At 35.8% G+C, this 14,428-nt stretch carries 11 protein-coding genes and 1 pseudogene; 6 read left to right on the forward strand and 6 right to left on the reverse strand.

Annotation, left to right across the window (positions count from 1 at the left end):
• Positions 1-2: 2 nt before the first annotated feature.
• From pabB to rpiA, 3 genes are all read right to left on the reverse strand, one after another.
• Positions 3-2,069 (reverse strand): aminodeoxychorismate synthase component I, encoded by a 2,067-nt coding sequence (pabB, locus tag H6F47_RS14835; RefSeq protein ID WP_190649769.1) that lies wholly within the window; start codon positions 2,067-2,069, stop codon positions 3-5.
• Positions 2,070-2,135: 66 nt separating this feature from the next.
• Complete coding sequence (locus H6F47_RS14840; protein ID WP_190347428.1) at positions 2,136-3,317, reverse strand: aldo/keto reductase; 1,182 nt, start codon at positions 3,315-3,317, stop codon at positions 2,136-2,138.
• Between the two features lie 99 nt (positions 3,318-3,416).
• A complete protein-coding gene (gene rpiA, locus H6F47_RS14845) occupies positions 3,417-4,127 on the reverse strand; it encodes a ribose-5-phosphate isomerase RpiA (protein ID WP_190649771.1) in 711 nt (236 codons plus the stop codon).
• Positions 4,128-4,381: 254 nt separating this feature from the next.
• Between rpiA and H6F47_RS14850 the strand changes: the two genes are divergently transcribed.
• The 4 genes from H6F47_RS14850 to H6F47_RS14865 all read left to right on the forward strand — a co-directional run bounded on the left by H6F47_RS14850 (position 4,382) and on the right by H6F47_RS14865 (position 9,614).
• Positions 4,382-5,104, forward strand: a complete 723-nt coding sequence (locus tag H6F47_RS14850; RefSeq protein ID WP_190649772.1) for an S-layer homology domain-containing protein — start codon at positions 4,382-4,384, stop codon at positions 5,102-5,104.
• 187 nt (positions 5,105-5,291) lie between these two features.
• Complete coding sequence (dxs, locus tag H6F47_RS14855) at positions 5,292-7,187, forward strand: 1-deoxy-D-xylulose-5-phosphate synthase (protein WP_190649774.1); 1,896 nt, start codon at positions 5,292-5,294, stop codon at positions 7,185-7,187.
• A gap of 544 nt (positions 7,188-7,731) precedes the next feature.
• Entirely contained in the window at positions 7,732-8,916 is a 1,185-nt protein-coding gene (gene dcm / locus H6F47_RS14860) for a DNA (cytosine-5-)-methyltransferase (protein ID WP_190649776.1), read from the forward strand.
• A 35-nt stretch (positions 8,917-8,951) separates the two neighbouring features.
• A complete protein-coding gene (locus H6F47_RS14865) occupies positions 8,952-9,614 on the forward strand; it encodes a restriction endonuclease (protein WP_190649778.1) in 663 nt (220 codons plus the stop codon).
• 354 nt (positions 9,615-9,968) lie between these two features.
• On the opposite strand, the gene era is transcribed toward H6F47_RS14865, so the two are convergent.
• From era to H6F47_RS14880, 3 genes and pseudogenes are all read right to left on the reverse strand, one after another.
• Complete coding sequence (gene era, locus H6F47_RS14870) at positions 9,969-10,925, reverse strand: GTPase Era (protein ID WP_137669264.1); 957 nt, start codon at positions 10,923-10,925, stop codon at positions 9,969-9,971.
• A 286-nt stretch (positions 10,926-11,211) separates the two neighbouring features.
• A pseudogene (locus H6F47_RS14875) lies at positions 11,212-11,586 on the reverse strand (succinylglutamate desuccinylase/aspartoacylase family protein); the annotation flags it as partial.
• Positions 11,544-11,687, reverse strand: a complete 144-nt coding sequence (locus H6F47_RS14880; RefSeq protein WP_137669262.1) for a histidine phosphatase family protein — start codon at positions 11,685-11,687, stop codon at positions 11,544-11,546. The pseudogene H6F47_RS14875 and the gene H6F47_RS14880, both read right to left, overlap by 43 nt.
• Positions 11,688-11,787: 100 nt before the next feature.
• Here H6F47_RS14880 and H6F47_RS14885 point away from each other — a divergent pair, with 100 nt between their 5' ends.
• Together H6F47_RS14885 and H6F47_RS14890 are read left to right on the forward strand one after the other, a co-directional pair.
• Positions 11,788-13,191 carry a carotenoid oxygenase family protein gene (locus tag H6F47_RS14885; RefSeq protein ID WP_190347408.1) on the forward strand — a complete coding sequence of 468 codons (1,404 nt, stop codon included), beginning with the start codon at positions 11,788-11,790 and terminating at the stop codon, positions 13,189-13,191.
• Between the two features lie 63 nt (positions 13,192-13,254).
• Positions 13,255-14,304 (forward strand): J domain-containing protein, encoded by a 1,050-nt coding sequence (locus H6F47_RS14890; RefSeq protein ID WP_137669260.1) that lies wholly within the window; start codon positions 13,255-13,257, stop codon positions 14,302-14,304.
• The last annotated feature ends 124 nt before the right edge of the window (positions 14,305-14,428 follow it).

Consider the following 14,428-nt stretch of genomic DNA (forward strand, 5'->3'; position numbering starts at 1 on the left):
TATCAAATTATCTTTAAAGCATCAACTACAGCTTCCGCTTTTAACAACATTTCTGCTAATTCTGCTTGGGGGTTTGATAAAATTACAATTCCCCCACCCACACCTATAGAAGTTTGTTGATCTGTTAAAATTGCAGTCCGAATCACAATGTTTAAATCTGCTGCACCATGACAACTTAAAAAACCAATTGCACCAGAATACACACCTCTTGCTTTTGGTTCTAATTTATCTATAATTTCCATAGTTCTAATTTTTGGCGCACCTGTCATTGAACCACCAGGAAAAGCATTTTTAATACAGTCAATAGCATCCATTTCTGGACGTAATAAACCCCTAATTGTAGTTACTAATTGATGTACTGTACTATAGGTTTCTACATCCATTAATTTGGGAACATGAACACTACCAACTTGACAAACTCTCCCTAAGTCATTACGCAATAAATCAACTATCATTAAATTCTCAGAACGATCTTTTTCACTGTTACGTAAACTTGCTTTTAAAAGTTCATCTTCTTGGGGTGTTTTTCCCCTGGGTAATGTTCCTTTAATGGGTTTTGTTTCTACCCAACCTTGGGAATTTATACTTAAAAATCTTTCCGGTGAAGAACAAGCTATAGTGAAATTATCGAACTTTAAAAAAGCCGAATAAGGTGCAGGGTTAATTTTTCTGAGTGTGCGATAAAATTCTAAAGGTTCTGGTGTAAATTCTGTAGATAATTTATTGGTTAAACAAACTTGATAAGTTTCACCTTCATAAATTTCTTTTAATGATGTTTGAATATCCTCAAGATAATTTTTTTCAGACTGTTGTAAATTAAATTTAATCTTTTCTTGTGGTTGAGGTTTAAGTTTAGATTTAATAATTGGTTGAATAGGTGATAATGTTTGTAATTTTAATTCTGTCTCTAAAAACCATGTTTTTGCAGTTTCTTCATCTGTGGTTAAACAGATTAAATAAATAACTTGTTCTTGATGATCAAAAGCAATGATTCTATCTGCTAAAATAAACATAGCATCGGGTAATTCAGAATTATGTACTAAATTTCCTCCACATTCTGCTTTTAATTCATATCCAAAATAACCCACAAAACCACAGTTAAAATCAAAGGGTAATTCCTCATTTACACAATATCTATTTTTAATTTCTCGTTGTAAATAATCAAAAATACTTTCATGATAAGTTGTAATTTTACCACCTTGCGTAATTTTAATTTCTTGATTTTGGGTTTGATATTCAACTAATAAACTATGAACACCGCTATTATCTCCCATAAAGGAAAACCGAGATAAACCAGGTTCATATCTACTACTATCTAACCAAAAGGTATTTACCTTGTCACCAAAAAGCTGTGTAAATACCTGTTCTGCATCAGGATATATATCTAATTTTTTACTATAAACTTGATATTGTTGCTGTTGATGATTTTGATGTTTTTTGGGTAAAAGTACGTTTTGATGATTTGTATTTTCTGGAATTTGATAATTATAAAAATTAGCTGTTATATTTCTAAAGTTGTTAAAAATCTCTTTTCCATATTCAGTACAAATTGATTCAGGATGAAATTGTACACCCCAAAAAGGTAAATTTCGATGACGTAAACCCATGACTACACCTTCTGGAGTCCAAGCAATTTTTTCTAAACATTCGGGTATGTCATCCGCAACAACTAAAGAATTATAACAAACAGCTAAAAATGAAGATGGTAAACCTTGAAATAATTGACAATGATTATGATAAACTTCACTTAAACGACCATGTTTAATTTCTGGTGCATGGATAATTTTACCACCATAAAAATAACCTAAACCTTGATGTCCTAAACACACACCCAAAACAGGTACTTGAATATTCTGTAAAACCTGACCACAAATACCAAAATCTTCTATTTTTTCTGGTCTACCTGGTCCTGGAGAAATAACCACATTATCAAAATCAATCTTGGTCAAATTTTCCCAGTCAACTTCATCATTACGGATGACAATGGGATTTTTTCCATTTACTTCCGCAATCAATTGATATAAATTAAAGGTGTAAGAATCATAATTATCAATGATTAGAGTTTTCACAAATAGGGAGTAGGTGACAGGTGACAGGTGACAGGTGACAGTAAGAAAGGAATAGGGATAAGTGAACTAACTTTGAGATAATCTTTTTACATCTTTCCCCTTTAACATTGCATTAGCTTTAGCTAACATTTGAGGTATTTTCTCAGCATGAGGACTGTTAACTAAACATCCTCTCAAATCTAATTCATCTAATTTATCTGCTTGATTACCAGGAAACCAGTGATTACCATTACCTAAGAGATTATAACGCATTTTTCCATATTCCACCATGTCATAAGCTAAAGCTAAATTCAACAACCATAACACATATTTAATATTAATTTGTCCTGGTGTTTCTTCCCAACTTGGTAAATTTTGATCCCAAGATTTTACCCAATCTTCCCCTAAAACTTCTATAGCAGCATTTTCTAACCTTTCGATAATTGGAGGTAAAATTTCATCAGCTTTGTCTAATAATTTTAAGGTTTTTAAATGTTCATCAAAATCACTGGGTTTTGCAGCACCAATACTTAATGTATTTACCTGGGGATGACTTAAACAAAATAAGTCATTAAATACCATTGGACTTAATGGATAACATAACTTAACCAACTTTTCAGATGGTTGATATAACAAACCTCCTTTATTAGAAGGACTGATAATAAACACCCCCATATCTAACTTATTAGCAGCTTCAATTGCTGACCAATTCCATTGATTGATATAATACCAATGGAGGTTAATATAATCAAATTCATTGGTATTAATTGCCTGTAAAATTATTTCTAAAGGTGCATGAGTAGAAAAACCGATAAATCTGACTTTTCCTGCTTTTTGTAGTTCCTTAGCAACCTCTAAACAACCACCTTCACCAAGACTATAATCTAAAAATTCGGCATTATTAATACCATGTAAACCTAATAAATCAACATAGTCTAAATTGAGATATGATAAAGATTTTTCAAATGTTTTTCTAAATTCCTTAGCATCTGCAACAGGAGAAACTTTAGTTTGGACAATTAACTTTTCACGGGGAAATGTAGGTAAAATTCTCCCTAACTGCATTTCCGAAGTTCCATAACCCCTAGCAGTTTCAATATGATTAATACCTAAATCAAAAGCGCGATGAATAACAGCTTTTAAATTTTCCTGATTATCTTGAGGAATTTCCTCTAGTTTAACATCTTGCCATTTAAATTGATAACGCATTCCCCCGCAGGAAAACACCGGCATTTGTAAATTTGTGCGTCCAAATCTTCTGTATAACATCACGGAATTTTAGATAAAAATCATGTACTTTCTTTGCGCCTTTGCGTCTTGGCGTGAGCTTTTTTCATAGGTGGGAAAAACCCACCCTTTTTATTTTACCTACATTTGACGAACAACAGGTTGACCATCAATAACTTCACCAATTAAAACCTGACTGACACAGTTAACAAAGATGCCATTTTCCAAAACACCAGGAATATTATTCAGTGTTGTTTCCAAAGTTACAGGATCATCAATACTATCAAATCTGACATCTACCACCATATTACCTTGGTCAGTGATTACAGGACCTGCTTTTTTCACACCCATACGTAATTCTGGCTGACCACCGAGTTTTTTGATAGCATTAATGACTGGAGTAATAGCCATCGGAATGACTTCCACAGGTACCGCAAAAACAGAACCCAAACGGTCAACCAACTTACCGCTATCAACTACCACAATAAATTCTTTTGCTAGATAATCTACCACTTTTTCCCGGGTATGTGCAGCACCACCACCTTTAATCAAGTTTTTATGGGGGTCAACTTCATCAGCACCATCAATAGCGATATCAATATGATCAATAGCGTCTAAAGTGGTGAGAGGAACACCGTACTGTTTTGCTAACACTTCCGACTGAAACGAAGTAGGGACACCGACAATATCTTTAAGTTCACCAGACTTGAGGCGATCGCCCAAAAACTGTATAGTGTAAGCTGTAGTTGAACCCGTACCCAACCCAACAATAGAACCTGATTTTACTAGGTTCGCTGCTGCTTTACCAACTTCTTGCTTCATTAACTTTACGGGATCTGCTGATACGGACATTCTCAACTCCTGAAAATTTCACAACATGAAAAATACTCTCATAGCCGAATATACTACAAAATTGGTGATTGGTGATTGGTGATTGGTGATTGGTGATTGGTGATTGGTGATTGGTGATTGGTGATTGGTTAAATAATATATAATCTACAATTACATTAATTATAGATTTATCGGAAAATCAGAAACATTAAAAAACAGTAACCGTCAATATCCAAGAACGAAGCTGAAAATAAACAATTACAATAATCTGGGATATGAAGAAATTAGCAATTTTGACCTTGGGGACATTGAACTTATTAACCTTCCTGTCTATATTTCCAGTCATTGCCCAGGAAGTCAACACACCAAAGCCTTCTATTGAAAATAATATTGAAAATCTTGTTGAAAATACAGACAAGAGCGATTTAGATTATATCCAAAAAGTTGTAGAATCAAAATTAATGGATAACTTACCCGATGGAAAATTTTATCCAGAAAAATTAATCAGTAGGGCAGAATTAGCAGCAATTTTAGTCAAAGCATTTTATTTAGATAAACGCCAAGCAGCTAAACAAGAAAAAACCATAAATGTACCAGATGTTCCGAAATATCATTGGGCATATCAAGATATTCAAACAGTGCTGAAAACCGATATTATGAAAGGATATCGGGGAAATATGTTTTTTCCAAACCAAAGAGTCACTAGGGCAGAAGGTTTAGCAATTTTTGCCCAAGCTTACGGAGTGTTTCAGTTTCCAAATGCAACAGTGAACCAGATTTTATCAAAATACCCTGATCAAAATTCTATACCGACATGGGCAAGAAAGGCGATCGCCACAGTCATAGCAGAAGGTTTCATCAACACAGACCCTAACGGGAATATTAACCCATTAAGCCCCATGACTCGCGGTGACATGGCCTACTTGTTAAGTAGATATTTGCAACGTCAGCAAAAACAGGCAGAAACACCCATAGTTCCCAGTACACTGAAATTTTAACGGAGAGATGGGGTGATGGGGTGATGGGGAAGAAATTATTTGTATTTTCCCAGTCACCAATCACCAGTCACCAATCACCAGTCAACGTTATATTGATAAAACTGGTGACAGTGAGATTTTTATAGTCCCGGAAGTGGGAAAATCAATTAATGCCAAAAAGTAGAGTTAGAGAGGAAAACCTTATAATATGCACCTGAGTGAAATTACCCATCCTAACCAGTTGCACGGTTTGTCTATTCGGCAGTTACAGCAAATAGCCAAACAAATTAGAGATAAACACTTACAAACCGTAGCCGCAAGTGGGGGACATTTGGGACCAGGTTTAGGAGTTGTAGAATTAACCTTGGGACTATATCAAACATTGGACTTAGATCGGGATAAAGTAATTTGGGATGTAGGACACCAAGCTTATCCCCATAAACTAATTACCGGACGCTACCACGACTTCCACACCCTCAGACAAAAAGACGGAGTAGCGGGATATCTCAAACGTTGTGAAAACCAATTTGATCACTTTGGCGCAGGACACGCTTCTACAAGTATTTCCGCCGCGTTGGGTATGGCCTTAGCCCGTGACTTAAAAGGGGAAAAATTTAAAACAGTAGCGGTGATCGGTGATGGTGCTTTAACCGGCGGTATGGCATTAGAAGCTATTAACCACGCAGGCCACCTCCCTAAAACTAACTTGTTGGTAGTTCTCAATGATAACGAGATGTCCATTTCTCCCAACGTCGGCGCTATTCCCCGCTACTTAAATAAAATGCGCCTCAGTCCCCCGATGCAATTTCTCACTGATAACATTGAGGAACAATTTAAAAATATTCCCTTTGTTGGTGATGAACTAGAACGCATTACCGAAGGGATGAAACGGTTAGCTGTTTCCAAAGTTGGCGCAGTTTTTGAAGAACTAGGTTTTACCTACATGGGTCCAGTGGATGGCCATAATTTAGAAGAACTGATCGCCACCTTCCAACAAGCACATCAAATGACCGGTCCAGTGCTGGTTCACGTAGCCACCGTCAAGGGTAAAGGCTATGAAATGGCAGAAAAAGACCAAGTAGGCTATCATGCCCAAAACCCCTTTAATTTGACCACTGGTAAAGCTATTCCTTCTAGTAAACCTAAACCACCTGCTTACGCAAAAGTCTTTTCTCACACTTTGGTGAAATTAGCAGAACAAAACCCGAAGATAGTCGGTATTACTGCTGCTATGGCTACAGGTACAGGTTTAGATAAATTACAAGCTAAATTACCTAACCAATATATTGATGTGGGTATTGCTGAACAACACGCCGTTACCTTAGCTGCGGGTTTAGCTTGTGAAGGTATGCGTCCGGTAGCTGCCATTTATTCTACCTTCTTACAACGTGCCTACGATCAAATTATCCATGATGTCTGCATTCAAAACCTGCCTGTATTTTTCTGTTTAGATCGGGCAGGTATTGTAGGTGCTGACGGTCCAACTCACCAAGGGATGTATGATATAGCTTATCTGCGTTGTATTCCCAACATGGTGTTAATGGCACCCAAGGACGAAGCAGAACTACAACGGATGACAGTCACAGGTATTGAATATACCGATGGACCGATCGCTATGCGTTTCCCCCGTGGTAATGGTTACGGTGTTCCCTTGATGGAAGAAGGCTGGGAAGCGTTGGAAATTGGTAAAGGGGAAATTCTCCGCCAAGGCGATGATGTGTTAATTGTCGGCTATGGTACAATGGTCTACCCAGGTATGCAAGCAGCAGAAATTCTCAGCGAACACGGTATTGAAGCCACTGTCATTAATGCCCGATTTGTGAAACCTTTGGATACAGATTTAATTGTACCTTTGGCAAAACAAATTGGCCGAGTTGTCACTTTGGAAGAAGGTTGTTTAATGGGTGGTTTTGGTTCTGCGGTAGCGGAAGCTTTACTTGATGCGGATGTGGTTGTACCAGTTAAAAGAATTGGTGTTCCTGATATTTTGGTAGATCATGCCACACCAGATGAATCTAAGACTAGTTTAGGTTTAACCAGTCAGCAAATTGCAGATAATATTTTGCAAGCTTTCTTTAAGAAAGAATTAGCTGCTGTTAAGTAGTTTTCTTTTCTCGTTCCCATACTCTGTATCTCTTGTTATCTCTCGTTCCCATACTCTGTATGGGAATGAATTATTTAAGGCTCTGCCTTTAACATCCTGAAAATCCTCAAATCCTGGTAATCCTGATTCTGACAAAATTTATCTATTTCCTCACGCAAAGACGCAAAGGCGCAAAGAAGATATCCTGTACATTCTTAAATACTGATTCTGATAATCTGCGTTCTTATCCTGAAAATCCTTAAATCCTGGATGTTCTGATTCAGACAATACTACTCCCTTGGATTATTATAAAACCTATCATAACACAACCCTGTCAGAAGTCAAGACCCTTGAAAATACGTTGAGTCATTCGCAACCATTCTCAATAATTTCGGGCTAAAAAAGGGTGTTGAAACTTTTTTGGGATTTTGGGGTTAAGAATTGTTAAGGTAGTGACGTTAAGACGCAAAGATAAAATTAATTCATTCCTGGGTTTTTCTAGTTCCCATACTTTGCTATAGTAATCATTGAACCACAAAGAAAACGAAGCTATTTTTAGAAGTTAATGAAAACAGAAAAAACACAAGAATTATTAACGGCTATAGAGTTATTTGCAGGTATTGGAGGTTTTCGTTTAGGTTTGGAATCTGCTAATATTCAAACTATTTGGGCAAATGATATTAATGAATTATCTTGTCAAGTTTATCAGAGTAATTTTGGTGATGATTCTATTGTTTTAGGTGACATTAATAATATTTCTATATCCGATATACCTAATCATAATCTTTTAACTGCTGGTTTTCCTTGTCAACCTTTTAGCCCTGCTGGTAAAAAACTAGGAGTTAGAGATCAGGTTAGAGGAACATTATTTGAACGTATTGTGGAAATTATAGCTGTAAAACAACCACAGTATTTTTTATTAGAAAATGTCAAAAGACTTTTAACAATGGAAAATGGTTATCACTTCAAAGTTATTTTAAATGCCTTATCTGAATTAGATTATTTAATTGAATGGAGAATCATTAGTCCTATTAGTTTTGGTATTCCTCAAAATCGAGAAAGAATTTTTATTTTTGGTACTAAGTTTAATTCTGTCAATATCAATTGTGATTTTTTAGAAAAAACATCTGTATTTTTAACCCAAAAAGATTTGATAAATCTAGAAGATATAGATTTTCTCATAGAAAAATATATGTCCCCTATAGCTGAAAGTAAAGGCAAGAATGGTAATTGGGGAATTGCTTATAAAAATAAAATGTTTACTCGCAATATGTCGCTATTACCAGATATTAAACCCAGAAAAATGCTAAAAGATATTTTGCAAGATGAGACAGCAATAGAACCTCAATTTGATTTTACAATTGATACTTTAGAAAGGATTAAAAAAAGTAAGGCTGTGAATCGTTATTGTCAAGGAGTAGAGATATTATATAATCAGGATGGAGGTTCAAGACTGGGTTATACAATATTTGGTATTAATGGTATTGCATCAACATTAACTGCTTCTACTTCCAGACACTATGAACGCTATAAAGTAAATGATAAATATCGACGTTTAACTAACATTGAATATGCGCGGTTAATGGGTTTTCCTGATCATTGGTGTAGAGAAGCAAAAATTTATGATCAATATGCTTTGTTTGGTAATGCAATTGTTCCTGCTTGTGTAGAATGGGTATGTAAAAGAATTGGTAAAAAAAATATTGAGTTTACTAAATCTAATTACCAACAGTTAACTTTAGCTATTTAGTTTTTTATCTCTTTATTTGATGTATTCTGCAAAATATGGAATTACTCACACTTGAATCGTTGAAAATAGCTGCACGTAGTTTTTGCTTAGAACTGAGTGCAACACCAATTTATAATTTATATGGAGTTACAGATGGAAAAGCTGTAGGAACTTACGTAGAATCTGCTTTTAATCAATATTTATCAACGAGGTATGATTACACTCTTGGTAGTGCAGCGTTAGGAATAGATTTTCCTGGTTTAGAAGTTGATTTAAAAGTAACTTCAATCCGACAACCTCAATCTTCATGTCCCTTTAAAAATGCCAGTCAAAAAGTATATGGTTTAGGTTATCATCTGTTAATATTTAGCTATGAAAAAAATGATGACCATAATTCTCATACTGCAAATCTAAACTTTCAAAACGTTGTTTTTGTAGATAAAAAACGTACTGGAGATTATCAAACTAGCTACGGTTTACAAGAAATTTTACGCCGTCATGGTAATAAAGATGATGTGATCGCTTTTTTAGAAGAACGAAATTTTCCGTTAGACGAAATTGGTAGAGAAACACTTGCAGAAAGAATTTTACGTGAACCTCCAGAAATTGGCTATCTGACTATTTCCAATGCTTTACAATGGCGATTACAATATAGTAGAGTGATTCAAGTCTCTATTGCAGGAAACACAACAGGTATAGAAAATATCTTAATTTCTTAATTCACACAAAACTATTTAAAGTTAACAGTAAATCAAATATTTGCTTGATTGAAAATGATGGGTGGATGATATTTTTGTCTGAATCAGGATGTCCAGGATTAAAGGATGTACAGGATGAAAATGACAAATCTCTCTAAAAACCTCTTTCCTTTGCGTCCTTTGCGTCCTTTGCGGTTCGTTATTTAGTGACTTGTGCGTAACCAACCATCATCAAATAACATCCTGAAAATCCTCAAATCCTGAAAATCCTAATTCACACAAAAATCTATTTCGCGCAAAGTCGCTAAGGAGCAAAGTCGCAAAGAAGATATCCTGAAAATCCTGATTCAGACAAAATCCCCATTCCCCCATCTTCTATTCTTCCACCCTATATCCTAACTCTGCTAACCTCACCCGTGAATGTCGCCATTTTGGTTGTACTTTCACAAATAATTCTAAATAAACTTTACCCGCAATTAGTTTTTGGATTTGTTCACGTGCAGCACTACCAATAGATTTTAACATTGTCCCACCTTTACCAATTAAAATTCCTTTTTGGGAATCTCTTTCTACGTGAATAGTTGCCATAACACGGGTAATAGTTGGGGTTTCTTCTACTAAGTCAATGGCGATCGCCACTGAATGAGGTACTTCTTCACGAGTCAACAATAAAATCTGTTCCCTGATTAATTCCCCCATAATAAATCTTTCCGGTTGATCTGTCACCAAATCTGGTGGATAATAAAAAGGACCAGGTTCTAAATGTGCAATTAATAAATCTTGCAGTTCTAGTAAACCCTCACCATTCACCGCTGAAAATTTGAGAATTTGCCATTCATTTTCTCTTGCTAATTCAATATAACTATTATCTATTTTTTCCGAATCTGCTGGTTGTTGATCTATTTTATTAATACCCAAAATTACCGGAATTTCACTCCGACTTAATAACTCAGCAATAAAGCGATCGCCTCCACCACAAACCGCTGTTCCATCAACTACAAACAATACCACATCTACCGATTCAATGGCTATTTTGGCATTTTGTACTAGCACTTCCCCCAGTTGATGATGTGGTTTATGAATCCCTGGAGTATCCACAAAAATTAACTGCGCTTTCTCAGTAGTTAAAATTCCCCTTAACCGATTTCTAGTAGTTTGCGCTACTGGTGAAGTAATCGCTATTTTTTGTCCTATTAATTGATTCATCAAAGTAGATTTACCGACATTAGGACGACCAATAATACCGATAAACCCAGATTTAAAATTAGCAGGTGCTTGGGGAATCGCAAATTCTTCAGCAACTGTAAAACTATAATTATCAATATTACTCACGTTTGATTACACCTTTATATTTTCAAATTAAAATAGATTGGTTTTTTCCCGAAAATAAAACAGACATAGAATCACAAACATAGAATCACATTGTTAGGTGCGAGTATGTCCTTATTCTTAGTTTAATCTATTACTGCATCTATTTTCATTCCCACGTCAAAAATATCTCAGCCATAAGACAAATTTGTGAAAATTATAAAACTACAAGTATTCTGACTCCTAACTCCCAAATTCTGGCAATTTATTCTTCAAGCACTCCCAGGACAAACTCACCTTGATTTACAGCCTAGTTTGTTGATATATCATAAACCAATCCATCAGTTTCAGTGCCAACATCAATTATAGTAGGTAATTTCCCTTCTTTATTAAAGCTGATAATTTGATACAGCCTATCTCCCGCTTTGACAGCACTACCCAATTCAACTCTAGATTGAATCATACCACCTGCGATCGCATAATATCTTTTTCTCTTGCTACTGGATGCAAAATAGATTTTATGGGATAGTGTTTCTGGTAGCATCAAATCACTAATTTGTAAAACCCCTTTGTGTGCTAAATAGTTTTTTATACCCCGTAAACCTTTAGCAACTGAATCAGGTTTTACCTGCATTCCTGTTCCTAGTTCCAATGTCCAAGCTTCGATATCAAATCTGATATTTTTACACCTTCAGGAGTTAATTCTGAATCTATCGAACCACAAAAAGCATGATTGCGGCTACATTCTGTTTCACCGTGACGGAGTAGGTAAAGAGTTAAACTCATAACAATTTTAGATTTTAGATTTTAGATTTTAGATTTTAGATTTTAGATTTTGGGAAATAGCTATATTAGAGAAAGTGCGTTATAAAACTCAACAATAACAATGACCACCACCTTAGTAAATGCCTATTTAGATGGGAATTTTGCCCCAGTTAGCCAAGAAATTACCGCAGAAAACCTCCAAGTCATTGGTGAACTACCCCCCGACCTTTCCGGGATGTTTGTTCGTAATGGACCAAACCCCCAACATTCACCCATAGGACAATATCACTGGTTTGATGGTGATGGAATGTTACACGGTGTAGAAATTACCAATGGTAAAGCTATTTATCGTAACCGTTATGTGCGTACTAGAGGTTGGAACATTGAAAACCAAGTAGGGAAAGCTGTTTGGAGTGGACTTTTAGAACCACCGCAAATGGACAACCCTTATGGACCAGGGAAAAACACCGCTAATACTGCCTTAGTTTGGCACGCTGGACAATTTTTAGCATTGTGGGAAGGAGGATCACCCCATAATATTCAACTTCCTGAATTACAAACCATAGGAGAATATACTTACAATCATAAACTAACTTCCCCTTTTACCGCCCATCCCAAAGTAGACCCAGTTACCGGCGAAATGATGTTCTTTGGTTATTCCTTTGCACCCCCGTACTTACAATATGGCGTAGTTTCTGCACAAGGGGAAATATTGCAGACTGTACCCATTGAACTACCAATAGGGGTAATGATGCACGACTTCGCCATTACTGAAAATTATACCATTTTCATGGATTTACCCCTGACATTCAGTGTAGAACGGATGCAAAGGGGAGAACCAATGATGATGTTTGAGAGCGATCGCCCCAGTCGTTTTGGCATTTTACCCCGTCACGGAGACAACAGCAATATCCGTTGGTTTGAGAGTCCTTCCTGTTACGTTTTCCACACCATGAACGCCTATGAAAAAGAAGACGAAATCATCCTTATTGCTTGTCGCATGAGTTCTACCACCGTATTAGAAACCAATATCTCAACAAATGATCCCACCGCAAATATACCCCTCTTACATCGTTGGCGTTTTCACCTCAAAACAGGTACAGTCACGGAAGAAAAGTTAGATGACGTACCCACAGAATTTCCCCGTGTTAACGAAAACCTGCTAGGTAGAAAAACCCAATACGGTTATGCTGGCAAAATGGCTAATAGTCTTATGCCTTTATTTGATGGTGTAATTAAGTATAATTTCCAAGATGGCAAAACCCAAACCCATGAATTTGGAGAAGGGCGTTATGGTGGTGAAACTGTATTTGCACCTCGTTTAAATACAACCACAAATGCAACCACAGAAGATGATGGTTGGTTAGTTACTTTTGTTTATGATGAAAATTCACAAACTTCTGAATTAGTAGTTATCAATGCTCAAGATATCACCGGTGAACCAGTTGCAAGAGTAATTATTCCCCAAAGAGTACCCTATGGTTTTCACGGTGCTTGGATATCCCAAGTACAATTAAATAGATAATTGGGCATGGGGCATTGTAAAATTAAATTAATCAACTCTTGCCAATTCCCCATTCCCAATTTTATGCCTAAAAAAACCAAGTCTGCATCACCAACACCCCCAACAACCACCACCCTAGCACTTTCTGACCTGCATATATATTTAGCATCTCTAGAAAAAGAACATCAATCCTTATTAAAACAGATTAAGAAAAAGCGCACGGAAATCAATAATTTTGTTGAAAAAATGCGTTCTCTAGCTACAGAAATATTTCAAAAAGCCAGTCCTTGTTTCCGAAAAATGTCAGATTTAGATCAAGAAATTCATGGGTTATTTCAGGAAATTCTGACTACTAGAAAATTTGGTAAACAAACTCAAAACAAAATAGAATCCCTGTACATGAATTTACAAATGTCAGGAATAATTAGCCCCAAAGCTGTGGGTGAAGATGAAGATACTGAACTAGATGAAATGTTTGAAAACCCAGAAACAGACAATCATCAACATCGTCAAAATCAATATTGGGATTCACAACAGGAAGTTGAATCAACCTCTGCTAGTAGAAGTGAAGATTCTCGAAAAATTAGACAGACATTTTTAAAACTAGCAGAAATCTTTCATCCAGACAAAGTACAAGATTCTGAAACACATAAATCTCATACAGAGATCATGAAAGAAATTAATAAAGCTTACCAAGAAGGAGATTTAGCCAGACTATTAGAAATCGAAAGACAACATCAGCTAGGGGAAAATATTGATAATAATAACGAAGATGATTTAAATCGCAGATGTAAAAATTTAGAACAGCAAAATGAAATTCTCAAAACTCAATATGAGAAATTAAAACAGGAACTAAGATTAGCTAAAAATACTCCTGAAGGAGCAATGGTTTCTGATGCTCGCAAAGCTGCTAAACACGGAATTGATGCCACAGGTGTAATGTTGCAGCAATTAGAATCTCAAATTGAAATTGTAGTTGATATTCGTGATTTTATTCAGAACTTTAGAGACAAGAAAATTACCATCAAAGAATTTCTAGAAGGTCCACCCAGTTTGCGTTCCCTCAGAGAAGAAATGATGGAAGAACTATTAGAAGAAATGATGGCAGAATTTGGCGGAATAATTAATTTTTAAGGAGTCGTAGGGGCGAAGCATTCGGAAAATAACCTGTGATAAAAATTGATAATTTATCGTCCGAATGCTTCGCCCTTACAGGAAAATAACCTGTGATAAAAATTGATAATTTATCGTCCGAATG

It is taken from the genome of Sphaerospermopsis sp. FACHB-1094 (assembly GCF_014696195.1).
Classification (GTDB): domain Bacteria; phylum Cyanobacteriota; class Cyanobacteriia; order Cyanobacteriales; family Nostocaceae; genus Sphaerospermopsis; species Sphaerospermopsis kisseleviana.

Bases quoted from the DNA above. Each gene is read 5' to 3' on its own strand.
- dcm (WP_190649776.1), top strand. From the start codon at position 7,732: ATGAAAACAGAAAAAACACAAGAATTATTAACGGCTATAGAGTTATTT.
- H6F47_RS14880 (WP_137669262.1), bottom strand. From the start codon at position 11,687: ATGAGTTTAACTCTTTACCTACTCCGTCACGGTGAAACAGAATGTAGC.
- H6F47_RS14840 (WP_190347428.1), bottom strand. From the start codon at position 3,317: ATGTTATACAGAAGATTTGGACGCACAAATTTACAAATGCCGGTGTTT.
- rpiA (WP_190649771.1), bottom strand. From the start codon at position 4,127: ATGTCCGTATCAGCAGATCCCGTAAAGTTAATGAAGCAAGAAGTTGGT.
- H6F47_RS14850 (WP_190649772.1), top strand. From the start codon at position 4,382: ATGAAGAAATTAGCAATTTTGACCTTGGGGACATTGAACTTATTAACC.
- H6F47_RS14865 (WP_190649778.1), top strand. From the start codon at position 8,952: ATGGAATTACTCACACTTGAATCGTTGAAAATAGCTGCACGTAGTTTT.
- H6F47_RS14890 (WP_137669260.1), top strand. From the start codon at position 13,255: ATGCCTAAAAAAACCAAGTCTGCATCACCAACACCCCCAACAACCACC.
- H6F47_RS14885 (WP_190347408.1), top strand. From the start codon at position 11,788: ATGACCACCACCTTAGTAAATGCCTATTTAGATGGGAATTTTGCCCCA.
- dxs (WP_190649774.1), top strand. From the start codon at position 5,292: ATGCACCTGAGTGAAATTACCCATCCTAACCAGTTGCACGGTTTGTCT.